Below are 21,598 nucleotides of genomic sequence, written 5' to 3'. Positions count from 1 at the left end.
TCCGGCGTCCGCCTGCTTCGGCGGTTGTTCAATCCGAATTATATGACGCGCAGCGGTTTCCGCAATCTACCGATTGGTAGGTTGATCAGCGGACGACGGTGACGCGCTTCGCAGCCCGGGTGAGGCCGGTGTAGAGCCAGCGGTCGCGGTGTTCGCGGAACGCGTAGCTCTCGTCGAACAGCACCACGTCGTCCCATTGCGAGCCTTGCGCCTTGTGGACGGTGAGCGCATAGCCGTAGTCGAACTCGTCGGAGCGTCGGCGCTGCGCGAAGGGAACGGCCTCGACGTCGCCCTCGAAGAAGGCCTTCAGCACCGAGACGGAGACCGAGCGCTTCGCGCCGTCTTCGTCGGGCATGAGGTCGAGCTTCACGCGCGAGGCGTCTGAGCTTTTGAGGCGCTGGACGATCCAGGTGCCGCCGTTGAACAGGCCCTTGGTCTTGTCGTTGCGCAGGCACACGAGCTTGTCGCCGACGGCCGGCATCGGGTGGATAAGCCCCTTCAGCTCGCGCAGGCGGCCGTTGTAGAGCCGCCGGGTGCGGTTGGTGCCGACGAGCACCTGGTCGGCGCCGGTGACGTCTTCGGTCGCGATCTCGCGGCGCGACGCCACGCGGCTTTCGCCATACTGGCCGTAAGCGAGTTCGCGGCCCTCGCGCACGTCGAGCGACATCCGGATGATCGGATCGTCGGCGGCCTGCCGGTGGACTTCCGTCAGCATCGCGTCCGGCTCGGCCTCGGTGAAGAAGCCGCCGCCCTTGACCGGCGGCAACTGCGCCGGGTCGCCCAGCACCAGCACCTTCTTGCCGAAGGAGAGCAGGTCGCGGCCGAGCTCCTCGTCCACCATCGAGCATTCGTCGATGACGATGAGGTCGGCCTCGGCGGCCGAGCCCTGGCGGTTGATGGCGAAGGACGGCCCTTCCTCGTCGCCGCCGCGCGGGCGGTAGATCATCGCGTGGATGGTGCTCGCGCCGACGCAGCCCTTCGACCGCATCACGAGCGCGGCCTTGCCCGTGTAAGCCCCGAACGCGACGTCGCCGTCGATGTCCTCGGCGAGGTGGCGGGCGAGCGTCGTCTTTCCCGTGCCGGCGTAGCCGAACAGGCGGAACACCTGCTGGCGCGGCTTCGCGAGCCACTCCGCGACCGATTTCAGGGCGTCGTCCTGCTGGGGCGACCAGCGCATGCGTTCTCCGGGGAAGGGAGGTTGGAGGCAGACGTCTTAGCGCGAGTCGAACCGCAAGGCGTCATCCCCGTATGCCGCGGCCCTTGTGCTGGACCCGATCCGGCACCCAGAAACGGCGCCGGAAGACGAAAAAGGCGAAGACGTCCGGAGACTTTAAAACCCAGCGTCTCGGTTCTGGGTCTCGGATCAAGTCCGGGACAAGGGGGCGGCGCGGTCCATCCATCCCAGCCCGTCTTCCGTGCGCCCGAGCGGCCGATACTCGCAGCCGACGAAGCCCGCATAGCCCAACCGGTCGAGCGCCGCGAACACCGCGAAATCGTCGAGCTCTCCCGTTCCCGGCTCGTTGCGGCCGGGGACGCTCGCGACCTGCACATGGCCGATCAAGGGCATCAGCTCCTCGAGGCCGCGGATCACGTCGCCGCGCAGGATCTGGCGGTGATAGACGTCGAACTGCAGCTTCAGGTTCGGGCGCCCGAGCGCCGCGATGATCTCGGCGGCGCGCTCGAAGCTCGCAAGGTGATAGCCCGGCATGTCGCGGCCGTTGATCGGCTCGATCAGAACGTCGACGCCCATGGGACCGGCGCGGTCGCAGGCGAAGGCCAGGGCGTCGCGATAGGCGCTGGCCGCGCGGGCGTCGTCCGGCTGTGCGAGGCCCGCAAGCGCATGGAGGCGACGCGTGCCGAGACGCTGGGCATAGCGCAGCGCCTCCTCCACGGATGCGCGGAACTCCTCGGACCGGTGAGGGAAGGAGGCGAGGCCCCGCTCGCCCGCCGCCCAGTCTCCCGGGCGCATGTTGAACAGGACAAGCTCGAGATCGGCGGCCTTAAGCCATTCCGCAAGCGTTTCCGGCGCATGCTCGTAGGGGAACAGCATTTCGACGGCATCGAACCCTGCGGCGCGCGCGGCGTCGATGCGATCGGGCAAAGCGCGGTCGGCGAAGAGGAACGAGAGGTTCGCGGCGAAGCGGGGCAAGGCGTCTTTCCGACAGGGCGCAAGAGGGCGGGCGTCTTTTTACAGGGCCGGCGTTCGGGACACGAGGCGCGTCCGGCCGGCGGCGATCTCGTGAGCCGACTTTATGTCCCGGCGGACAATAGTCCTGACATTCACTGGGGTCATAGTCCTAGGATGGCGCATAATCCTAGGCTTGCGCTCTCGTTCGGTTTGCCGAACACGGGCTCGGCGGCGTCATCTGCAAAGCTTATTATGAAATTCATATCACACGCTCGTCAGTAACGCGTCATGCAGGATGACATGTTCGTAGATGGGCTTTTCTTATTCTCTCAAGAAATCATCTTTGTGCTCACGTCATGCAAAGACGTTTCCGGATGACAGGTCAGCGCCTCGCGCCGTCAAGGTGGTCCGAGATCGATAAAACATGTGAAGAGAGGCACATAACCATGATGACTTTTGCGAAAGCTGCAGTTCTGGCGCTCGGCGCGACGGCGTTCGCCGCGGCTCCCGCGCTTGCGGTGACGGTGGCCAACAAGTTCGACAAGGCCGTCGAGGTGACCGCCGACCTCGGCACCGAAGAGCCCAAGACCACGATCGAGGCCGGCAAGTCGGCCCAGATCAACTGCCCGGGCGGCTGCGAGCTGCGCGTCAACACCGGAAACTCCTACGGCCTCGCGGCGACCTCCGGCCAGAGCGTCGAGATCGGCAAGGACGGGATGCTCGTTCATGCCGGCGACGCGCAGGCCTCGAACGACAAGGGCGCCAAGTCGAAGTAACGGCGCTGCCGCGGAGTTCACGGTCTCTCCGGTCCGTGAACTCCGCGCGTCTCGATCGATCGCCGTGAGGGCCTAGATGAGAAACCGCCGGCGCGGCCCGCGCCGGCGGTTTTGTCCGCTCGCCCGACCGCGGAGGTTTCAGATGCCCGAGATCGACCGCCGCGCCGTCGTCGCCGGTATGGCCGCGCTCGGCGCCGCAGGGCTCGTCGGCGCCGCGGGCGCGCAGCAGGCCCCGAAGCCGCTGATGAAAACCATTCCGTCGTCCGGCGAAGCGATCCCAGCGGTCGGGCTCGGCACCTGGATAACCTTCAACGTCGGCGAGGATCAGGCGCTGCGCGACGAAAGCGCCGAGGTGATGCGGGCGTTCTTCGAGGCCGGCGGGCGCATGATCGACTCCTCGCCGATGTATGGATCGGCCCAGGCCGTCGTCGGCCACGGGCTGAAGAAGCTCGGGAGCCAGCAGGCGCTGTTCTCGGCCGAGAAGGTGTGGATTTCTTCCGGGCGCGACGGCCCGGGACAGATCGAGCAGACCCGTCGGTTCTGGGGCGTGCCGCGCTTCGACCTGCTGCAGGTCCACAACCTGCTCGCCTTCGACAGCCATTTCGAAACGCTCGAGGCCATGAAGGCCGAGGGCAAGGTTCGCTATGTGGGCGTGACGACCTCCGAGGGGCGCCGGCACGGCGACCTTGAAAAGCTGCTCGCGACCAGGAAGCTCGACTTCGTGCAGCTGACCTACAATCCGGTGGACCGCGAGGCCGAGCAGCGGCTGCTGCCGCTCGCGCGCGAGCGGGGGATCGCGGTGATCGTCAACCGGCCGTTCCGGCAGGGCGACCTCACCGAGGAGCTCGAGGGCGAAAAGCTGCCCGATTTCGCCGGAGAGCTCGGCGCGACCAGCTGGGCGCAGTTGATCCTCAAATTCGTTGCCTCGCATCCGGCGGTCACCTGCGCGATCCCCGCCACGACAAGCGTCTCGCATGTGCGCGAGAACCTCGCGGCCGTCTCCGGACCCATGCCCGACGAGGCCATGAGGGAGCGGATCGCGAAGGCGCTCACTGAGATCTGAGCGAAAAATCCTCATGAGCGAGTGGTGGACCTACCGCCCGTCCGATTTCCTGCTGTTCTCGCCGCGGGTTTATGAGCGGCTGATCGAGAGCCACAACGCCGGGGTCTGGCCGTGGCAGCTCGCGGCGCTGGCGGCGGGACTCGTCCTGATCGGCCTTGTGCGGCGCGGTGGACCGCAGTCCGGCAGGGCCGCGCTGGCGCTCGCGGGCGCAGGACTGGCTATGTCGGGCTGGGGCTTCCTTTGGAGCCGATACGCCGGGATCAACTGGGCGGCGGCCTATGCGGCTCCGGCGTTCCTCACCGCAGGCGCAGGCTTCGCCGCAGTCGCGGCGCTTCTCAACGCGCCCTTGCGCCCCACCGTCAGGCCGGCCGGAGCCTTGGCGGCCGTGCTGCTTGCGCTGGCCGTCATCGCCTATCCGCTCGCCGCGCCGTCGCTCGGAAAGCCGTGGAGCGCGGCCGAAATCGCAGGCGTCATGCCGGATCCGAGCGCGCTCGCCGCGCTCGGCGTCGCGGCGTTGGTCCGCCGGCCGTTTCTTGCGGCGGCGCTCGCCGCCGTTCCGGCCCTCTGGTCGCTCTATGCGGCGATGACGCTCTTCACGCTCGGCGCGCCCGAGGCCTGGTTGATCGCCGCAGGCCTCGCGCTGTTCGTCGCGGCGGTGACGGCGCGCGCGGTTCAGCCTTACCGATAGAGGTCGGCGTAGCGCTCGCGCAGCGCGGCCTTCTGCACCTTGCCCATGGCGTTGCGCGGGAGTTCGTCGACGAGCAGCACGCGCTTGGGCTGCTTGAACCGCGCGAGCCGCTCCTTCAGCGCGGAGAGGATCGAGGCCTCGTCGATCTCGGCGGTGCCGTCCGGCACCACGACCGCCGTCACGCCCTCGCCGAAGTCGCGATGCGCCACCCCGATCACGGCGCTTTCGAAGACGCCGGGCAGCTGGTCGATCTCCTCCTCGACCTCCTTGGGGTAGACGTTGAAGCCGCCCGAGATCACGAGGTCCTTACCGCGCCCGACGATCGAGACCCGCCCGTCCGCGTCGCGCCGGGCGAGATCGCCGGTGACGAAGAAGCCGTCGTCGCGGAACTCGGCGCGGGTCTTCTCCGGCATCCGCCAATAGCCCTTGAAGACGTTCGGGCCCTTCACCTCGATCATCCCGACCTCGCCGTCGGCGAGCGGCGCGCCGCTCTCGGCGTCGACGACGCGCAGCTCGACGTCGGGCAGCGGATATCCGACCGTTCCCGCGATCCTGCCGCCCTCATAGGGGTTGGAGGTGATCATGTTGGTCTCGGTCATCCCGTAACGCTCGAGGATGGCGTGGCCGGTGCGCCCGGAGAACTCGCGGTGGGTCTCGGCCAACAGCGGCGCGGAGCCCGAGACGAACAGGCGCATGCCGGCCGTCGCCTCGCGCGTCAGCCCGGCATGGCCGAGAAGGCGCACATAGAAGGTCGGCACGCCCATCAGCACGCTCGCGCGGTCCATCAGGCCGACGACTTCGGCGGGGGTCGAAGCGCGGCAGGAAGATCATCGACGAGCCCGCGAGCAGCGCCGTGTTGGTCGCCACGAACAGTCCGTGGGTGTGGAAGATCGGCAGCGCGTGGATCAGCCGGTCGGCGGCGGTGAACCGCCAGGTCTTCACGAGCGCGAGCGCGTTCGACAGCAGATTGTCGTGCGTCAGCATCGCGCCCTTGGAGCGGCCGGTCGTGCCGGAGGTGTAGAGGATGGCCGCGAGGTCGTTCGGTCCGCAGGCGGCGTCGCTGAACCCGCGCCCGTCTTCGCCGCGGACGTGGTCCATGAGCGACCCCTCGCCGGCGCCGCCGAGCGTCAGGAGACGGGCGCCGCGCGTCGTCGCGATCGGGGCGAGGGCGGCTTCGGAAGGGGGCGACACGACGAAGAGCCGCGGCTCGGCGTCGCCGATGAAATAGTCGATTTCCGCGGGCGTGTAGGCGGTGTTGAGTGGAAGGAAGACGCCGCCGGCCCGCACCGTCGCGAGATAGAGCAGCAGCGCCTCGGGGCTCTTCTCGACCTGCGCGGCCACGCGGTCGCCGGGCTCGAGCCCGAGCCGGACCAGCGCCGCGGCGAAGCGCGCGGTCTCGTCGACCAGCTCGCCGTAGCTCCAGCGACGGCCGTCCGTCGTCTCCATGAAGGTTTCGTCGCGCCCCGGCGCGGCGGCCCTGACGGCGTCGAACAGATGGTTGGCCACGCGAACTCGCTCCCGTACTCGCAGACGTCATCGAAGACGCTTCCCGGGCCCGGTTGGCGAAACCGGACCCTGCGCGCATACGTAAAGGCCCGAGACGAGACCGATCGCAAGGAAAAGCCGATGTTCGACCGTCGCTCCTCCCTCGGAATTTTGGCGCTCGCTGCGGCGCTGTCCGTCGCGCCAGCCTTCGCCGCGAGCCTGCAACCCTTCGGAACCGCGAATTTCGAGGCCGCGCGCGGAAAGGGCGCGGTGATCGCGCTCATCGACGCCTCATGGTGCCCGACCTGCCGGGCCCAGAAGCCGATCGTCACGAAGCTGCTGGCGGACCCGAAGTTCGCAAAGGTCGCGGCCTTCGCGATCGACTATGATTCGGAGAAGCCGACGCTGAAGGCGCTCAACGCGCCCGACCGCTCCACGATCCTCGTGTTCAAGGGTGGAAAGGAGGTCGGACGCTCGGTCGGCGACACGCGCGAAGAGACGATCGCGGCGCTGCTCGAAAAGGCGCTCTGACCGCGCCGGCGCTGTCTTCCAAAAAAATCTTCGGCCGTGTGTCGGGCTGCCGTCGCCTCGTTCGTCCTAGGATCGAACGAGCCACGATCAGCGCACGATGAGGAGCCCACGATGCCGAAGCTGATTTTCGTCAACCTGCCCGTCGCCGACCTGCCCGCCTCGATCGCCTTCTACAAGGCGGTGGGCGCGGAGCAGAACCTCAACTTCTCCGACCACACCGCCGCCTGCATGGTGCTGTCGGAGACCATTTTCGTGATGCTTCTCACCCACGAGAAGTACCGGCAGTTCACCTCCAAAGAGATCCCTGACGCGCGCGCCTCGGCGCAGGTGCTGCTGTGCGTTTCGGAGGAGAGCCGCGAGGCGGTGGACGGGCAGGTGGCCAAGGCGACGGCGGCCGGCGGGACCGCCGATCCGACGCCCCTGCAGGACTACGGCTTCATGTACGGCCGCTCCTACGAGGATCCGGACGGGCACATCTGGGAGGTGATGTGGATGGATCCGGCCGCGGCCGCAGGCGGTCCGCCGGCCGCGTGAGCGCGCCAGAACATCAGAAAAAACTCGATCCCGGAGGCCCCCCATGTCCAAGATCTCGCCCTGCATCTGGTTCGACAGCGACGGCGAAGACGCCGCGAACTTCTATGTCTCGCTGCTGCCCGACAGCCGCATCGACCGCGTCACGACGAGCCCGGGAGACTTTCCGGGCGGCAAGGCCGGCGACGTCCTGCTGATCGAGTTCACGCTCGCCGGCCAGACGTTCCAAGCGCTGAACGGCCGCAGCGCGCCGCAGCACACCGACTCCGTGTCGCTGTCGGTCGATTGCGCCGACCAGGCCGAGGTCGACCGGGTCTGGGACGCGATCAGGGACAAAGGCGGCAAGGAGGTCGCCTGCGGCTGGATCCACGACCGCTGGGGCGTGCGGTGGCAGATCGTGCCGCGCGCTCTCTCGGAGTTGATCGCCGATCCCGACCCGGAGGTCGCGAGCCGGGTTTTCACGGCCATGATGGGCATGGTGAAGATCGACGTCGCCGCCATCGAGGCCGCGGCGGGGAAACGGGCGGCGTGAGTCCGCCCGTCAAGGGGGAGGCTTAGGCGAGCGACCGATGGCGTATGTGCAGGGTTTCGTCATTCCCGCGGCGGCGGGCCGCAAGGACGACTATCGCGAGATGGCCGAGCAGGCCGCGGAGATGTTCAAGGAGTACGGCGCGCTCCGGATCGTCGAGTGCTGGGGCGTGGACGTCCAGCCCGGCGAGACGGCGGACTTCCGTCGCGCCGTTCGGGCCAAGGACGGCGAGGAGATCGTGTTCTCCTTCATCGTCTGGCCCGACAAGGCGACCTGCGACGCGGCCGCGGCCAAGATGGAGGCCGACGAGCGCATGACCCCGCCCGAAGACGCGCCGTTCTCGATGGATCGCATGATCTTCGGCGGCTTCGAGCCGCTGTTCGACAGCGACGGAGAGCTTTAGGCCCCGTTCAGGCGAGCGGAGCCGCCGAATTGGCGAGCGGCTCCGGCTCGTTCTTCTTCTCGCGCTTGAGCGCATAGAGGCCCGACCCGACGATCAGCGCGGAGCCGATGAGCGACAGCGCGTCGGGGGTGTGGCCCCAGACCGCCCAGCCGAGGATTAGCGCCGCCAGGATGACGCTGTAGCGGAACGGACCGACCACGGTCATGTCGCCGAGGCGGAACGCCATCACGATCAGCATGTTGCAGCCGACCACGAGCCCGGCCGCGACGACGATCATCGTGGTCTCGAAGCCGTCGGGCATCAGCCAGGGGCCGGCCTGCGCGGCGCCGGCGCCGAAGCCCACCGCCGTCACCGCGATGGTGGAGCCGAGCGTCACGACCATCGAGGGCGCGGAAGACGGGATCCGCGACGTGACGAGGTCGCGCACCGCCATGAAGCAGGCCGACAGCAGCGTGAGCGCCGCATAGACGTTGACGCCGCCGGTCGTGGGCTTTGCGATCAGCAGGACGCCGCCGAAGCCGACGCCGATCGCGGCCCACCGCTTCCAACCGACCGTCTGCCAGCCGAGCAGCACCGCGAGAGCCGTGATGATGAGCGGCGTCGTCTGCACGATGGAGGTGAACTCGCCGAGCGAGAGATGCGCGAGCGCCGTCATGTAGGTGAGGCACGCCATCGCCTCGAGGCCGGAGCGCAGCGCGACCAGCGGATTGGCGAGCGTCTTCAGCCGGCGCGCCTCTCCGAGCGCGAGCGCGACGGCGAGCGCCAGCGCGATCGCCATGACGCCGCGCAGCGCCATGATCTCGCTCGCCGGCAAGCGGGCGGAGGCGAGCTTGATGACCGTGTCGTTGGTGGCCTGCACGACCATGCCCGCCACCATGGCGATGACGCCGCGGGCGGTGGGATCGAGACCGGACTTGTCGGAGGCGTAGGCGAGATCGGAGGCGGACATCGGGCGCATGCGGGAGAGAGTCTTATGGAAGACTCATTTCTAACCGGAAAATCTTAACGGCGGTTAGGCATGGGCCGCGCTTTCTCGTCATGGCCGATATGCGCGGGGGCGGCGAAGGCCGACGCGCTTTCGGCGCGGCGACGCCAGACCCGTCCGGGCGCGGAAGTATTCATCTGACAACGACGAAGTGAAGGGCCCGAGACGTCATCGGAATACGGCGATGTGCGTGGACGGGTCTTCGCAGTCAAATATAACGAGCGAAGACGCCCGGCGGAGGGCGCATTTGCTCGGGGGAGCTCATGTCGCGGTGGATACACGAACGGGTTTCGCCCCGTTGGACGACGGCGGCGGCCGCGGTCTGCCTGGCCGGCCTCGCGTCGACGTCGGCGGCCGCGACGACCGCGTGTTATTCGCCCGACCGCGCGAGCGTCCGCATCCCGGACGACGCGGACGCCGGCTGCGCGCCGAACGAGGTCGCGGCCCAGCTCGAGGCCACCGGGATCCGCTGGCGCGGATCATGGAGCGCCAAGAAAACCTATGCGGTCAACGACGCCGTCCAGTTCAAGGGGTCGTCCTTCATCGCGCGGCGCAAGAGCCAGGGCGTGCGCCCGCCGGACGAAACCAACTGGAGCCTGATGGCGTCGAAGGGCGCCGACGGCGACCGTGGCCCGACAGGTCCCAGAGGCGCTGCGGGTCCGCAAGGGCCTGAGGGACCAGCGGGACCCTCCGGCCCCCAAGGCCCGACCGGACCGCAGGGCGAGGCGGGCGCCCAGGGGCCAGCCGGCGTTCAGGGTCCTGTCGGGGAGCAGGGACCGGTTGGTGAGCAAGGACCTGCGGGGCCGCAGGGGCCCGCCGGTCCCGGCGGGGTGACGGGCGGAACCCAGACGGTGACCACGCACAGCGTCGGGGCGTTCGGGCCGACCGTCAGCCAAGTCCTTATGACGACGCCGAGCTTCACGGCGGAGCGGGATATGAGGTGCCTCGTGATCGCGACGGTCCAGCTGTCCGACCCGTCGCCGCCGCCCGCCGGCGACGCCTCGATGTTCGTCAAGATCGCGTTCAACCGCGGGCTCGGCAGCGATGACGACCGGCGCGAGGACCAGACCTATGTCAGCAACGGGATCGCGGGCCGGCAGCCTTCCGTGACGCGCTCTTCGGCAGTTTCGGTGCCGGCCGGGACCGCGGTGCGGTTCGGCGTCAGCCTGAAGAACACGCTCAACTGGGGCGGGGCGACGGCGTTCACGCAGGCGAGCTATTTCTGCTCCTAGCCGCGCGCAGGGCCTTCGCGAAAGACGGCGGCCGCCCGACCCGGCAGGTCGCCGGGCGGCCGCCGGAGCCCTCAGTACTTGTAGAGGATCTTCTCGATCTCCTTGGTGTCCTGGGTCTTGGTCAGAGCCAGCGACGTCAGGAGACGGGCCTTCTGGGGAGACTGGTCGGCGGTGACGATCCAGTCGTTCTCGTCGTCCTTCTCCTCGCCGTTGCGCACCACTTGGCCCGAGCCCGTCCGGGTCGCGCGCACGACGATGACGCCTGACTTGCGCACCTCCTTCAGCGGCTCCTCCATGTAGTCGGCGACCGAGCCGTTGCCGGTGCCGCCATAGATCAGCGCCTTCGAGCCGTTCGAGGTGATGGCCTTCAGGATCGTCGGGTCCATCGAGGTGTGGGCGTAGAACACGTCGACCTTAGGCAGCGCCGTGATCTGGTCGATGTCGAACTCGGTCGCGGTGGTGTGCGGGCGCGCGGGCAGGCGGTAGTAGTAGGGCTTCGACTCCACCACGACGCCGAGCGGGCCGTAGAGCGACTTGAAGGTCTCGACCTTCAGCGCGTTCGACTTGGTGACGTCGCGCGCCGAATGGATCTCGTCGTTCATCACGACCAGCACGCCCTTGCCCTTGGACTCCGGCGAGGCCGCCACCACCGCGGCGTTGTAGAGGTTGAGCGGGCCGTCGGCCGAAAGCGCGGTGCCGGGGCGCATGGCGCCGATGATCACCACGGGCTTGTCGGTCTTGAGCGTGAGGTTGAGGAGATACGAGGTCTCCTCGATGGTGTCGGTGCCGTGCGTCACCATCACGGCGTCGACGTCGGGCTGCTTCACGAGCTCGGAGATGCGCTTGGCGAGCTTGAGCATGCGCTCGTCGTTGTAGCTCTCCGAGCCGATCTGGAAGATCTGCTCGCCCTTGACGTTGGCGACCTCCTTCATCTCGGGAACCGCCGCGATGATCTTCTCCACCGCGACCTTGGCGCTGTCATAGTCGCCTGTGTTGACGCTCGACGCGCCCGCGCCCGCGATCGTGCCGCCGGTGCCGATGATGACGATGTTGGGCTTCTTGGCGGCTTGCGTCTGCGAGGCCTGCGGCGAGGCTTCCTGCGCCAAGGCGGGCGAGGCGGCCGCAAGGGCGACGGCGAGCGCGCCGACCAGCATGGCGGCGGGACGGCGCGAGGGGAACGCGGTCTTGGGTCGGGTCATCGGTCCTCTTCTCCTGAAGGTCGCGTCGGCGGCCCGAGGGGGGGGAGGCGAGGCGGGGGCCGCTCACGGCCCAGAGTGGCCCGGCCGACTTAAGTCGGACAAGGCTTTTGTTCCGCTGGCGCGTCGGACCTCTAGAAAAGCGTGCCTTCAGCCGCGACCACGGCCGCGCCGCCGATCGTCGCCCCGGCGAGCGTGCCGTTGAGATCTCGAGCCCGAGTTCGATGACGCTCGGCCGCTTCATCTCGAAGCCCTGGCCGATCCTGAACGCGTGGGTTCCCTCCGCAGGGGCCTCGAAGGCCGTCAGCGCGCCCGCGAAGGAAGCCGCGGCCGATCCGGTGGCCGGATCTTCCGAAGCGTCCGCGCGCAGCATGCGGGCCCGGAAGGCGAGGGCGGGATCACCTGTCTCGCGCGTGTAGAGATAGGCGCCGCGGTCGGCGACGCCCGCCGCCCATGCGCCGGGCTGCGGCCGGGCGCGGCCGAGCGCTGCGAGGCTCTTCACCGGGATTAGCGTGAAGGCGTTGCCAGCGTCGAAGCGGGACGGGACATGGGCGTCGAAGCCGATGTCGGTCTCGTCCAGCCCGAGCGCCGCCGCGACGGCGGCGGGAGACGGCGGCGGCGCCACCGGCGCCGGCAGCTTCGTGAGCCGGAACGTCGCGCGGCCGGACCGCTTGCCGGTCGCCTCGACGTCGCAGGCGATGACGCCGACCTGCTCCTCGATCTCGAACCGGGCCGCGCGCCCCTTGCCCGCGACCGCGTCCATCAGCCCGAGCAGCACCGCCGTTCCGACCGTCGGATGTCCGGCGAAAGGCAACTCCGTCTGGGGCGTGAAGATCCGAAGCCGCGCCTTGCGCGCCTCGTCCTCCGCCGGGAGCAGGAAGACGGTCTCGGACAGGTTGAACTCGCGGGCGATCGCCAGCATCCCCTCGGAGTCGAGCCCGGAGGCGTCGAGCACGACGGCGAGCGGGTTTCCGGCGAGCGGCCGGTCGGTGAAGACGTCGAGGATGACATAGAGGCGCGACATGGTCCGCGGGGTAGCACGCGCGCCCGAGTCTCGTCACGGAGCTTCTCCGACTGGCGGTCGCCGTTCGGCGCGCTAACTCGGCGCGTCCAGTCCGCCGGAGCTGTTTCCATGAAGCCGCATGTCACCTGCCTGATGCTCTCCTCGCTCGACGGCCGGCTCGGCTCGGGCCGGTCGGGCGAAGGCGCGAAAGACGAGATCGCCGCCCGCGGCAAGGCGTTCGAAGACGCCCATGACGAGCTCGGCGGCGACGGCTGGATCATCGGCCGCGTGACGGGCGCGGAAATGTCCAAGGCGCTCGCGCATCCGCCGGCGAACTTCGAGGCCCCGCCGCGGCCGTTTCACTTCGCCCGGCGCGACGCGGCCGCCTACGGGATCATCGTCGACCCGCGCGGAAAGCTGCATTTCGAGAAAGCCGACATCGGCGGCGACCACGTGGTGGTCCTGCTCGCCGGCGGCGTCGAGGATGCGCATCTCGCAGAGCTCAAGGCCGACGGCGCCTCCTATGTGGTCGCTGAGGGCCCAGAGATCGACCTCCGCGCGACGCTCGAGCTGCTCGCGCGCGAACTCGGCGTGAAGCGACTGCTGCTCGAGGGCGGCGGCGGCGTGAACGGCGAGTTTCTCAAAGCCGGCGTGGTCGACGACGTCGTTCTGCTGATCTGGCCGTCGATCGTCGGACTGTCGGGCGAGCGTACGGTGTTCGAGTCCGGCGCGCACAGCCTCGCGGACACGGTCGGGCTCAAGCTCAGGAGCTGCGAGGCGAAAGGCGAGGTGGTTCGCCTCCACTATGACGTGACGCCCAAAACGACCGGCTGACACGCCGGAACCGCGGCCGTCATCCCGGCCGCAGAGCCGGGATCCAGAAACGCCGTCGTCTCGATGTTTCCTGCCCCGCTTTCGGATCTGGATCCCGGCTCTGCGGCCGGATGACGCGCGAAGGTTCGAGCGCCGGGCGATCGGCCTATCCGGCCCTCAGCTTCCGTGCGGCCTCGACGGCGAAATAGGTCAGCACCCCGTCCGCGCCCGCGCGCTTGAAGGCCTGCAGGCTCTCCATCATGGCGGCGTCGCCGTCGAGCCAACCGTTTTGCGCGGCCGCCTGGATCATCGCGTACTCGCCCGACACCTGATACGCGAAGGTCGGCATGCGGAACCTGTCCTTCAGGCGACGGACGACGTCGAGATAGGGCATGCCTGGCTTCACCATCAGCATGTCCGCGCCCTCGGCGATGTCGAGCTCCGCCTCGAGCTCCGCCTCGTCGCCGTTGCCCGGGTCCATCTGATAGGTCTTCTTGTCGCCGACCAGCGCCTTTTTGGTGCCGATGGCGTCGCGGAACGGCCCGTAGAATGCCGAGGCGTATTTCGCCGCATAGGACATGATCTGGACGTCGGCGAAGCCCGCCTCGTCCAGCCCCGCCCGGATCGCGCCGACGCGCCCGTCCATCATGTCGGAGGGCGCAATCACGTCGGCGCCGGCCTCGGCCTGCACCAGAGCCTGCCGGACGAGCGTTTCGACCGTCGCGTCGTTCAGGATGCGCTCGCCCTCCATCAGCCCGTCATGGCCGTGGCTGGTGTAGGGATCGAGCGCGACGTCGGTGATGAGCCCGATCTCGGGAACCTCGCGCTTGATGAGCCTCAACGCCTGGCAGACGAGGTTCTGCGGGTTGAGGGCTTCCGATCCTTCGGGATCGCGCGCCGCAGGGTCGGTGAAGGGAAAGAGCGCGACAGCCGGAATGCCGAGCGCCGCGGCGTCAGCCACCGCGCGGGCCGCCTCGTCGACGCTCATGCGCTCGACGCCCGGCAGCGAGGCCACCGGCTCGCGGCGCTTCGCGCCGTCGATGACGAAGATCGGCCAGATCAGGTCGTCGACGCTCAGCGTCGTTTCGCGCACGAGGCGGCGCGTCCAGTCGGCCCGGCGATTGCGCCGCGGGCGGCGCGGCAGATCGAGCGCGCCGTCCCGGGTCCGGCCGGTCGTTCCGATCGTCTCGTGCATGCGGCGGCCTCCGGACCGTCTTTGGATTGGCGAGAGCCATAGCACCGCGCGAGGCCATGGCACAAAGCAGGGCGGGTTTGCGTGGAGAGGGGGAGTCGGACAACAGTGCGCCGCCTGAAGCCGGCGCCCCCTCCGCCGGCGACCCGGGAGACGCGATGTCGGCCGAGGACGACCGGAGCGATCCGCCGCCGATTTCGGCGCGCGACCAGCGCCTGTCGGCGGACAGGGGAACGCGCCCGTGGCGCTGGCGGCTCGAGGTGTTCCTGCGGGTCCTGTCGGCGGCCGAGATCGCCAAGGGCCTCGTTCACTGGGCGCTGCTGATCGGCTCCGGCGGCGCGGCCGAGCCGCTCGGCTCCGTCGCGCCCGGCTGGATGTTCGCCACCGTGTTCTTCGCCGTCGCCGATCCGGTCGCGGGCGTCGGGCTGTGGGTCGGGGCGGCCTGGGGCGTCGCCATCTGGCTCATCGCGGCGCTCGGCCAGATCCTTGCGGTTGCGCTTGGCGTCGAGGCCTTTGGCGGATGGGCTGCGGCGGGGCTCGTGTTCGCCGCCATGGCGACCTATGTGGCGCTGTCGATGATGGCGCGGCGCGAAGGCCGCTGAGCTGATCGGCGGACCACATTTCCTTCGCGAGTTCCGCCGGCGATGGTTTCTGCAATTTGAATGAAAAATGAAGATCGATTTACGTCTGTCGCAGCAACTCTCTGAAGACCTTGGGCGGCAAGAGTCTGTTTAGTCTGCTGGATAAATACAATTTTCATCACGCCATTTAAGCGCATTTTCAGAAGCGCGGCCTATCTTCGGTACCAACAGAGACGCGAAACAAAACGACGTCTCAAGTATATCGACAGACAGGAAGGCGTCAGTCATGAAGAACACCGCTCGCCGAATGGAGACCGCTCCCGCCGTCGACGCCGCCCAGCCGGCCGTTCGTCCGCTCTACCTCGAGGCGCTCACCCTCGTGGAGCGTCTTCACCGTCGCCTGCTCGACGTGATCAAGGACGAGTTCGACCGTCGCGGTCGCTCGGACATCAACTCGGTGCAGGCTCTGCTGCTCTACAACATCGGCGACGCCGAGCTCACCGCCGGGGAGCTGCGCACCCGCGGCTACTATCTGGGCTCGAACGTCAGCTACAACCTCAAGAAGCTGGTCGAGATGGGTTATCTCAGCCACCAGCGCTCGCGGATGGACCGCCGCTCGGTGCGCATCAGCCTGACCGAGCAGGGCCGCGAGATCCACGACATCGTCGAGAGCCTCTACGCCAAGCACGTTCGCACGATCGAGCAGGTCGGCGGCATCAACGCCGACGACTTCAAGACGCTGAACGTCGCGCTCGTCCGCCTCGAGCGCTTCTGGACCGATCAGATCCGCTTCCGCCTCTGATCGACGCGCCTTTCAGATCTGTCGACGACAAAGACGCGCCGCGGGCAAGCCCGCGGCGCGTCTTGCGTTGCGGCTACTTCGTCTTGAAGGCGTAAAGCGAGGAGTCGGCGGATCCGAAGTACAGGACGCCGTTCGACATCACCGGCGAGGAGTCGACGATGCTGCCGGTCGCAAACGAGAACAGCTGCTTTCCGGTCGCAAGCTCAAGCCCGTAGACCTTCGCGTCCTGCGAGTCGACATAGACCACGCCGTTGGCGACGCTCGGCGAACTGCGGACGATTCCGCCGGTCAGGAACGTCCATTTGGTGACGCCGGTCTTGGCGTCGAGCGCGTAAACCTGCCGGTCGTCGCAGCCGAAGATCACCATGCCGCTCGCCACCGCCGGCGAGGAGTTGATGGTGCAGCCGATGTTGAGGTTGAACCCGGGGGCGCCGTTGGCGGTCTTGTAGGCGTTGATCGTCGCGTCGGTCGAGCCGATGTACACGAGGCCGGCGGAGACGGCCGGCGACGAGAAGATCGAGTTGGTGGTCGATTTCGACCGTTTCTTCTTGCCGGTCCTGGCGTCGAACGCATAGGTCGAGCCGTCCCCCGAGCCGACGAAGACCAGCCCGCCGTCGAAGGCCGGCGACGAGTAGAGGCCGCCGCCGGTCTTGGGGCTCCACAGCTTCTTTCCGGTCTTGGCGTTGAACGAATAAAGGCTCTGGTCGAGCGACCCGATGATCACGCTCCCGTCGACGACCAGCGGCGACGAGCGGTCGACGATGCCCCCGGTCGGCGAAGCCCAGATCTGCGCGCCGGTCTTGGCGTTCAGCGCATAGACGAAGTTGTTCTGGCAGCCGAAATACACGACGCCGTCGACGACCGCGGGGGAGGTGGTGATCTTGCAGCCGGGCTGCCTGAACCAACCCGGCTGGCCATTGCTCGCCTTGAAGGTCCGAAGCGCGGAATCGCTTGTGGCGACGTAGACGACGCCCTTGACGACCGCCGGCTGCGTATAGACGCCGGCCGGAAGCGAGGCCTTCCACTTCTGCTTCAACTTCTTGGCGTCGCCCACGCCGACGACGGCTTCGTCAAGATTGAGGCTCGTGCGAGCCGGCCCCTGCTTGAACTGCTGCCAGTCGCCCGGCGTCGGCGTCGCGGCCACGGGTTCAGCTGCATTAGCGTAGCTGAAACCCATCAGAGTTGCTGCAAGAGCGAACAAAAGTGCGTATCTGGCGTAACGGATGTCCACTGGATACCTCCAATACCAAATAAACATGATCATCAATACATGAATGACGCGCGCCCACAACACATGGTTGTCCGGTATGAAAATCTCCAAAATTGACGGATAGTTCTGATGTTTTCGCGAGTTCATATTTTCAATTGATCACGGGTCCGTGCATCGGCGTTTGGCCGCCCGACGCGAGGCGGGCGCGTCGGCGCGCGGAGCGGCGGTCGCGAGCGCTTCACGATCCAGCGCGCGCGGCGCCTCGCCCGTCGTCCGACATCGTTCCGCCTCAAAGGCGCGGCATTCGGAAACGCTCGGGAAGTCCTTCGGCCGTCAGGCGTTTTGCGCGGTCAAAGGGTCGCGGTCGCGACGGCTTCCTTTCAGGCCGCTTGGCCGCCGGGGTCGGGGTTCGTTAACCATGGCTGAGGCACCTTGCGGCTTCGCGCGGAGAGCGGGCGAGGAGCCCGTGCCCGCATGTCCGGATCGCAGGAGCTCGTAGACGCCGTGACGGATCGCCCCTCTGATTTTTCCGCCGCCACCCGCCGCGGCGCGCTGAAGCTCGGTCTCGGCGCCGCCGCGGCGGGCGCTTTCGCCGGTTCGGCTGCGGCTCAGGAAATGAACCTCTTCAGCTCGCAGGCCGAGTGGAAGGACCGCTACGACGCGGCCGGCGGCGTCGCGACCCGGACCTCCTCCTCGCGCGTGCCGACGCTCAGCCCCGAGACCGCGCAGGCCACCGAACAGGCGATCGCGAGCTATCGCGAGCTGGTCTCGAACGGTGGCTGGGACACGGTGCCGAACGGCAATCGGCTCAAGCTCGGCTCCACCGGCGAGCGCGTCACGGCGCTGCGGCGGCGCCTGATGGTCACGGGCGACCTGTCCCCGAACCTCGGAATGTCGCCGACCTTCGATTCCTACGTCGAGGGCGCGGTGCGCCGCTTCCAGGCCCGCCACGGCCTCATTCCGGTCGGCGTCGTCGGCGACGACACGCTGCAGTCGCTCAACATTCCGGCCGCGACGCGCCTGCGGCAGCTCGAGATCAACCTCGTGCGCATCCGCACCATGGCGAACGGCAATCTCGGCGAGCGCTACGTGATGGCCAACATTCCGGCGGCCGAGGTCGAGGCGGTTGAGAACGGCATGGTGGCGGCCCGCTACACCGCCGTCGTCGGCAAGGTCGACCGCGCCTCGCCGGTGCTCGACGCCAAGATCCTGCAGGTGAACCTGAACCCGTTCTGGACGGTGCCGGCCTCGATCGTGCGGAAAGATCTCATTCCGCAGATGCAGAAGGATCCCCAGTACCTCACCAAGAAGAACATCCGGATCATCGACCGCAGCGGCGTCGAGATCTCGCCCGAGCAGGTCAACTGGCAGACCGACGAGGCCACCCGCTACATGTACAAGCAGGATCCCGGCGAGGACAACTCGATGGGAACCGTGCGCATCAACATGCAGAACCAGCACGGCGTCTACATGCACGACACGCCGTCCAAGAACCTGTTCGGCGACAACGCCCGGTTCCACTCCTCGGGCTGCATGCGCATTCAGAACGTCAAGGAGCTGTGCACCTGGCTCCTGAAACCCTCGGGCAATTGGGACCGTCGCGCGCTCGACGCCGCGATCAAGACCGGCAACCGCACCGACATCCAGGTGACGCCGCCGGTGCCGGTCTACTGGCGCTATGTCTCGGGCTGGGGCGCGGCCGACGGCACCGTGCAGTTCCGCGAGGACATCTACGGACAGGACGGCACCGGCGAGCTCGCCATGGCCGACGGCGGTGCGAGCCAGGCGACGGGGTCGTCGCAGCGGTGACGCCGAGGCGGCCCTTCGGTCGTCCATCGAATTCGCCCGGCGTCGACGCGGTCGCGCCGGGCGAAGTGCTGTTTGAGTTCATCACCCGCGGAAACGCGACGCGCTGCGCGGCGATCGACGCCGCGACCGGAGTCGAGGTGGTGGTCGTCGGCCCACCGAGCGCGGTCGAAACCCAGCTCAAGGCCGTCGCGCTGCGCAAGCTCAGGATGCGGCTCGCCAAGGGCTAGGGCCGCATCCTGGAGCGGTGAGATCAGTCCGCCTTGGCCGCCGCCGGCTTCTTCGCGCCGCCGGGCTTCGGCTTGGCGGCCTTGAGTTCGCGCACGTCGCGGCTGAGCTTGGCGAGGCCTTCGGCGAGAAGGCCCAGGCTTTCGAGCATCAACGCCCGATCGGCGTTCTTCGGATCCTTGATGGACCCAGCCCGCTCTGCGAGCTTGGTCTGAAGTTCGGTGAGCCGTTTCGCGATCGGTTCGTTGGCAGCCATCGGCAGTCCCCCAGTACGCTTGATCCCGCTGCCTTCTTGCATTGGCGCCGGGCCAAGGAAAGCCCTGCGCCTTGGTTTTGACAACTTTCGGGTCGCGATATAGAAGAGAACAAAGAAAGAACTTATCGGCCCGCTCGTCCGGCGCGGCGGCGCTTTGTGGACAAGCCCCGAGGGCGGGCGACTTCCGCGCGGCGGCGCACTAGGGTGCGGGCCTTGGCCCTTTAGCGAAGGACGGCAGGAGAGACGACGATGGCGGGCAGCGTGAACAAGGTCATTCTGGTGGGCAATCTCGGGCGCGACCCCGAGGTGCGCCGCCTGAATTCGGGCGAGCCGGTCGTCAATCTCCGGATCGCGACGTCCGAGACCTGGCGCGACAAGGGCTCCGGCGAGCGCCGCGAGCGCACCGAATGGCACCAGGTCGTGATCTTCAACGAAAACCTCGCCAAGGTCGCCGAGCAGTATCTGCGCAAGGGCTCCAAGGTCTATATCGAAGGCCAGCTCCAGACCCGGAAATACACGGACGCCTCCGGCGCCGAGAAATACTCGACCGAGATCGTGCTGCAGCGCTATCGCGGCGAGCTGACCATGCTCGAGGGCCGTGGCGGCGGGGGCGGCGACGACGCTTATGAGGGCGGCGGCGGGGGCGACAGCTTCGGCCGTCGAGCCCGATGGAGCGCCGCCAGCCTGCGCCGGCCGGCGGCGGCGGTGGTGGAGGCGGCGGCGGTCGCGGCGGCTATGGCGACGCCATGGACGACGACATCCCGTTCTAGAATGCGGTACATGTGGTTTTGTCCACTGTATGTGATAACCGATTCTAATCGCTAACTTTTAAGCGAACATGGTCGGGGGCCGATTGAGGAATTTCAGGGTCGTATCTGGCGGTAGTTCAATTTCGTAAACTACTGTCAGCTAAGTTTCTGAAATGACCGATGAAATTGCCCCGTTCAGTGTAAAGCTGCTACGATTCCGCAATGGTGAGCGCTTCCCGGCCGTCGTTGACTGCCGGGGGCTGCTGGCAGCGCAGCCCAACGTTTACGCTCTGCTCTCCTTGCGCCCGCGAGAGCAGGCGGCGGCAACCAGCGAACAGCGCTTGAGGGCAGTCTGCACGGCGCTCAACTGGGCGGAGAGCAGGGCGCTCAACTTCAAGGCTAGGATCGAAACGTTCGAGCTTCTGAGCTCGTACGAGGTCGAAGATCTCAAGGACGCCCTGCGCGTCAGCGCCCGCGCTACGAAAGGCCAAGGGGCAAAGAGCGTCGTCGGAGCGGCGCAGTTCGTCGATCGGTGTCACGCCGTTCGCGATTATGTCGCTTGGCACGCTAAGACGGCGCTTCAGCGCATTCGCGTCGGAGATCCGCGGCTAGGTGAAGCACGGCTTTGCCTCGATCGCTTCATCAAGATGATGAACGACGGACTTCCGAGAAGCGGCAAGTCGGACAAGGTCGTTGTCGGCGATGGTGCGCTTCAAGCGATGCTCGCGGCCGCAGCGCCCGGATGCGATGAAAACCCTTTTCAGACCCAGCATCAGCATCGAAATTTTGCGCTGCTCTTGCTTTACTACGAGACAGGCATGAGGCGCGGCGAAGCGCTGAAGCTTAAGGGGCAGGATCTCAACCTTCAGGGCGAAAATCCATCTGTCACCGTTGCCCGACGTCCTGATGACGCCGACGACCGACGGCGCGTCGCGCCGCAGGTGAAGACCCTCGGGCGTACGATCCCGATTACCAAGCATCTCGCTCACGCTCTTCGAGTTTGGATAACCGAGCACCGGACCGACGCTCGGCGGTACCCCGACGCGCGGCGTACCCCGTTTGTCTTCGTGTCCCGGGCCGGTCAGGCGCTCGGGCTCAGGACCGTCAACGACATGTATGAGTTACTCCGGAAGAGGGTCGCAGGGCTGCCCGCTGAGCTCACGACACACGCCAACCGTCACGCCGCGAACTCCCGTTTCTCCGCCGGGAGCAAGGAGCTCGGCTGGAATGACGCCGAGACCGCGCTTGCCAGGAATTATCATTTTGGATGGGTAAAGGGGTCTGATCAAGGGGTCCATTACAACAAAGAATACGTGAGAAAAATGTCCGAAGCTTATGTCGCCAGTATTCAGCGTAAGAGCGCACCGGAGTAATCTTAGTGAAGCCTAATATACTATCACAAAATCAAGCT

At 67.4% G+C, this 21,598-nt stretch carries 22 protein-coding genes and 2 pseudogenes; 15 read left to right on the top strand and 9 right to left on the bottom strand.

The window, feature by feature from the left end:
• Nucleotides 1-85: 85 nt before the first annotated feature.
• Together K6K41_RS28530 and otnI are read right to left on the bottom strand one after the other, a co-directional pair.
• On the bottom strand, nt 86-1,177 hold the full coding sequence (locus K6K41_RS28530) for an ATP-dependent DNA helicase (protein ID WP_261403325.1): 1,092 nt from the start codon (nt 1,175-1,177) through the stop codon (nt 86-88).
• 186 nt (nt 1,178-1,363) lie between these two features.
• Nucleotides 1,364-2,149, bottom strand: a complete 786-nt coding sequence (gene otnI / locus K6K41_RS28525; RefSeq protein ID WP_261403324.1) for a 2-oxo-tetronate isomerase — start codon at nt 2,147-2,149, stop codon at nt 1,364-1,366.
• Nucleotides 2,150-2,574: 425 nt separating this feature from the next.
• On the opposite strand from otnI, the gene K6K41_RS28520 reads away from it, so the two are divergent.
• The 3 genes from K6K41_RS28520 (at nt 2,575) to K6K41_RS28510 (ending at nt 4,655) form a co-directional block, all read left to right on the top strand.
• Nucleotides 2,575-2,904 (top strand): hypothetical protein, encoded by a 330-nt coding sequence (locus K6K41_RS28520; RefSeq protein ID WP_261403323.1) that lies wholly within the window; start codon nt 2,575-2,577, stop codon nt 2,902-2,904.
• 142 nt (nt 2,905-3,046) lie between these two features.
• Nucleotides 3,047-3,967 (top strand): aldo/keto reductase, encoded by a 921-nt coding sequence (locus K6K41_RS28515; protein WP_261403322.1) that lies wholly within the window; start codon nt 3,047-3,049, stop codon nt 3,965-3,967.
• Nucleotides 3,968-3,980: 13 nt separating this feature from the next.
• The gene (locus K6K41_RS28510) at nt 3,981-4,655 is read left to right on the top strand and encodes a DUF6064 family protein (protein ID WP_261403321.1); all 675 of its coding nucleotides are present in this window, start codon (nt 3,981-3,983) and stop codon (nt 4,653-4,655) included.
• Here the strand turns inward: K6K41_RS28510 and K6K41_RS28505 are convergent.
• Nucleotides 4,646-6,161, bottom strand: a pseudogene (locus K6K41_RS28505) (malonate--CoA ligase). The gene K6K41_RS28510 and the pseudogene K6K41_RS28505 overlap by 10 nt on opposite strands.
• A 120-nt stretch (nt 6,162-6,281) precedes the next feature.
• Between K6K41_RS28505 and K6K41_RS28500 the strand changes: the two are divergent.
• The 4 genes from K6K41_RS28500 to K6K41_RS28485 all read left to right on the top strand — a co-directional run bounded on the left by K6K41_RS28500 (nt 6,282) and on the right by K6K41_RS28485 (nt 8,134).
• Entirely contained in the window at nt 6,282-6,671 is a 390-nt protein-coding gene (locus K6K41_RS28500) for a thioredoxin family protein (protein ID WP_261403320.1), read from the top strand.
• A 111-nt stretch (nt 6,672-6,782) separates the two neighbouring features.
• Nucleotides 6,783-7,205, top strand: coding sequence for a VOC family protein (locus K6K41_RS28495; protein ID WP_261403319.1), 423 nt, complete (start codon nt 6,783-6,785; stop codon nt 7,203-7,205).
• Between the two features lie 43 nt (nt 7,206-7,248).
• Entirely contained in the window at nt 7,249-7,734 is a 486-nt protein-coding gene (locus K6K41_RS28490) for a VOC family protein (protein WP_261403318.1), read from the top strand.
• Nucleotides 7,735-7,771: 37 nt separating this feature from the next.
• Nucleotides 7,772-8,134: a DUF1428 domain-containing protein gene (locus K6K41_RS28485; RefSeq protein ID WP_261403317.1), complete on the top strand. Its 363-nt coding sequence runs from the start codon at nt 7,772-7,774 to the stop codon at nt 8,132-8,134.
• Nucleotides 8,135-8,141: 7 nt separating this feature from the next.
• Here the strand turns inward: K6K41_RS28485 and K6K41_RS28480 are convergent, their stop codons facing one another.
• The gene (locus tag K6K41_RS28480; RefSeq protein ID WP_261403316.1) at nt 8,142-9,092 is read right to left on the bottom strand and encodes a DMT family transporter; all 951 of its coding nucleotides are present in this window, start codon (nt 9,090-9,092) and stop codon (nt 8,142-8,144) included.
• A gap of 290 nt (nt 9,093-9,382) precedes the next feature.
• Between K6K41_RS28480 and K6K41_RS28475 the strand changes: the two genes are divergently transcribed.
• Entirely contained in the window at nt 9,383-10,351 is a 969-nt protein-coding gene (locus K6K41_RS28475) for a collagen-like protein (RefSeq protein WP_261403315.1), read from the top strand.
• 71 nt (nt 10,352-10,422) lie between these two features.
• Here the strand turns inward: K6K41_RS28475 and K6K41_RS28470 are convergent, their stop codons facing one another.
• Nucleotides 10,423-11,400 carry an asparaginase gene (locus K6K41_RS28470; protein WP_315855251.1) on the bottom strand — a complete coding sequence of 326 codons (978 nt, stop codon included), beginning with the start codon at nt 11,398-11,400 and terminating at the stop codon, nt 10,423-10,425.
• The gene (locus K6K41_RS28465; protein WP_315855110.1) at nt 11,330-12,571 is read right to left on the bottom strand and encodes a PhzF family phenazine biosynthesis protein; all 1,242 of its coding nucleotides are present in this window, start codon (nt 12,569-12,571) and stop codon (nt 11,330-11,332) included. The genes K6K41_RS28470 and K6K41_RS28465 overlap by 71 nt, the downstream gene beginning before the upstream one ends.
• A gap of 108 nt (nt 12,572-12,679) precedes the next feature.
• Here K6K41_RS28465 and K6K41_RS28460 point away from each other — a divergent pair, with 108 nt between their 5' ends.
• Entirely contained in the window at nt 12,680-13,384 is a 705-nt protein-coding gene (locus tag K6K41_RS28460; RefSeq protein WP_261403313.1) for a RibD family protein, read from the top strand.
• Between the two features lie 145 nt (nt 13,385-13,529).
• Here K6K41_RS28460 and hemB read toward each other — a convergent pair whose 3' ends face one another.
• Nucleotides 13,530-14,558 (bottom strand): porphobilinogen synthase, encoded by a 1,029-nt coding sequence (gene hemB / locus K6K41_RS28455; protein ID WP_261403312.1) that lies wholly within the window; start codon nt 14,556-14,558, stop codon nt 13,530-13,532.
• 155 nt (nt 14,559-14,713) lie between these two features.
• Here hemB and K6K41_RS28450 point away from each other — a divergent pair, with 155 nt between their 5' ends.
• The gene (locus tag K6K41_RS28450) at nt 14,714-15,157 is read left to right on the top strand and encodes a DUF6163 family protein (protein ID WP_261403311.1); all 444 of its coding nucleotides are present in this window, start codon (nt 14,714-14,716) and stop codon (nt 15,155-15,157) included.
• Between the two features lie 265 nt (nt 15,158-15,422).
• Entirely contained in the window at nt 15,423-15,938 is a 516-nt protein-coding gene (gene ldtR, locus K6K41_RS28445) for a transcriptional regulator LdtR (protein WP_261403310.1), read from the top strand.
• Nucleotides 15,939-16,011: 73 nt separating this feature from the next.
• Here the strand turns inward: ldtR and K6K41_RS28440 are convergent, their stop codons facing one another.
• A complete protein-coding gene (locus K6K41_RS28440; RefSeq protein WP_261403309.1) occupies nt 16,012-17,082 on the bottom strand; it encodes an outer membrane protein assembly factor BamB family protein in 1,071 nt (356 codons plus the stop codon).
• 570 nt (nt 17,083-17,652) lie between these two features.
• On the opposite strand from K6K41_RS28440, the gene K6K41_RS28435 reads away from it, so the two are divergent.
• Nucleotides 17,653-18,957 carry a L,D-transpeptidase family protein gene (locus K6K41_RS28435; RefSeq protein WP_261403308.1) on the top strand — a complete coding sequence of 435 codons (1,305 nt, stop codon included), beginning with the start codon at nt 17,653-17,655 and terminating at the stop codon, nt 18,955-18,957.
• Entirely contained in the window at nt 18,954-19,184 is a 231-nt protein-coding gene (locus tag K6K41_RS28430) for a DUF6898 family protein (protein WP_261403307.1), read from the top strand. The genes K6K41_RS28435 and K6K41_RS28430 overlap by 4 nt, the downstream gene beginning before the upstream one ends.
• Nucleotides 19,185-19,207: 23 nt before the next feature.
• On the opposite strand, the gene K6K41_RS28425 is transcribed toward K6K41_RS28430, so the two are convergent.
• Nucleotides 19,208-19,438, bottom strand: a complete 231-nt coding sequence (locus K6K41_RS28425; RefSeq protein ID WP_261403306.1) for a hypothetical protein — start codon at nt 19,436-19,438, stop codon at nt 19,208-19,210.
• Nucleotides 19,439-19,687: 249 nt separating this feature from the next.
• On the opposite strand from K6K41_RS28425, the pseudogene ssb reads away from it, so the two are divergent.
• Together ssb and K6K41_RS28415 are read left to right on the top strand one after the other, a co-directional pair.
• Nucleotides 19,688-20,208, top strand: a pseudogene (gene ssb, locus K6K41_RS28420) (single-stranded DNA-binding protein).
• A 152-nt stretch (nt 20,209-20,360) separates the two neighbouring features.
• On the top strand, nt 20,361-21,560 hold the full coding sequence (locus K6K41_RS28415; RefSeq protein ID WP_261403305.1) for a tyrosine-type recombinase/integrase: 1,200 nt from the start codon (nt 20,361-20,363) through the stop codon (nt 21,558-21,560).
• Nucleotides 21,561-21,598 lie beyond the last annotated feature (38 nt).

It is taken from the genome of Chenggangzhangella methanolivorans (assembly GCF_019797865.1).
In the GTDB taxonomy this organism is placed as follows: Bacteria; Pseudomonadota; Alphaproteobacteria; order Rhizobiales; family Methylopilaceae; genus Methylopila; species Methylopila methanolivorans.
This window is presented reverse-complemented; position numbering and strand designations above follow the sequence as displayed.

Excerpts from the sequence above, each read along its gene's own strand:
- K6K41_RS28465 (WP_315855110.1), bottom strand. The coding sequence starts at position 12,571 with ATGTCGCGCCTCTATGTCATCCTCGACGTCTTCACCGACCGGCCGCTC.
- K6K41_RS28480 (WP_261403316.1), bottom strand. The coding sequence starts at position 9,092 with ATGCGCCCGATGTCCGCCTCCGATCTCGCCTACGCCTCCGACAAGTCC.
- K6K41_RS28450 (WP_261403311.1), top strand. The coding sequence starts at position 14,714 with ATGTCGGCCGAGGACGACCGGAGCGATCCGCCGCCGATTTCGGCGCGC.
- K6K41_RS28495 (WP_261403319.1), top strand. The coding sequence starts at position 6,783 with ATGCCGAAGCTGATTTTCGTCAACCTGCCCGTCGCCGACCTGCCCGCC.
- K6K41_RS28485 (WP_261403317.1), top strand. The coding sequence starts at position 7,772 with ATGGCGTATGTGCAGGGTTTCGTCATTCCCGCGGCGGCGGGCCGCAAG.
- K6K41_RS28500 (WP_261403320.1), top strand. The coding sequence starts at position 6,282 with ATGTTCGACCGTCGCTCCTCCCTCGGAATTTTGGCGCTCGCTGCGGCG.
- hemB (WP_261403312.1), bottom strand. The coding sequence starts at position 14,558 with ATGCACGAGACGATCGGAACGACCGGCCGGACCCGGGACGGCGCGCTC.
- ldtR (WP_261403310.1), top strand. The coding sequence starts at position 15,423 with ATGAAGAACACCGCTCGCCGAATGGAGACCGCTCCCGCCGTCGACGCC.
- K6K41_RS28475 (WP_261403315.1), top strand. The coding sequence starts at position 9,383 with ATGTCGCGGTGGATACACGAACGGGTTTCGCCCCGTTGGACGACGGCG.
- K6K41_RS28415 (WP_261403305.1), top strand. The coding sequence starts at position 20,361 with ATGACCGATGAAATTGCCCCGTTCAGTGTAAAGCTGCTACGATTCCGC.
- K6K41_RS28425 (WP_261403306.1), bottom strand. The coding sequence starts at position 19,438 with ATGGCTGCCAACGAACCGATCGCGAAACGGCTCACCGAACTTCAGACC.
- K6K41_RS28530 (WP_261403325.1), bottom strand. The coding sequence starts at position 1,177 with ATGCGCTGGTCGCCCCAGCAGGACGACGCCCTGAAATCGGTCGCGGAG.
- K6K41_RS28490 (WP_261403318.1), top strand. The coding sequence starts at position 7,249 with ATGTCCAAGATCTCGCCCTGCATCTGGTTCGACAGCGACGGCGAAGAC.
- K6K41_RS28515 (WP_261403322.1), top strand. The coding sequence starts at position 3,047 with ATGCCCGAGATCGACCGCCGCGCCGTCGTCGCCGGTATGGCCGCGCTC.
- K6K41_RS28520 (WP_261403323.1), top strand. The coding sequence starts at position 2,575 with ATGATGACTTTTGCGAAAGCTGCAGTTCTGGCGCTCGGCGCGACGGCG.
- K6K41_RS28510 (WP_261403321.1), top strand. The coding sequence starts at position 3,981 with ATGAGCGAGTGGTGGACCTACCGCCCGTCCGATTTCCTGCTGTTCTCG.
- K6K41_RS28460 (WP_261403313.1), top strand. The coding sequence starts at position 12,680 with ATGAAGCCGCATGTCACCTGCCTGATGCTCTCCTCGCTCGACGGCCGG.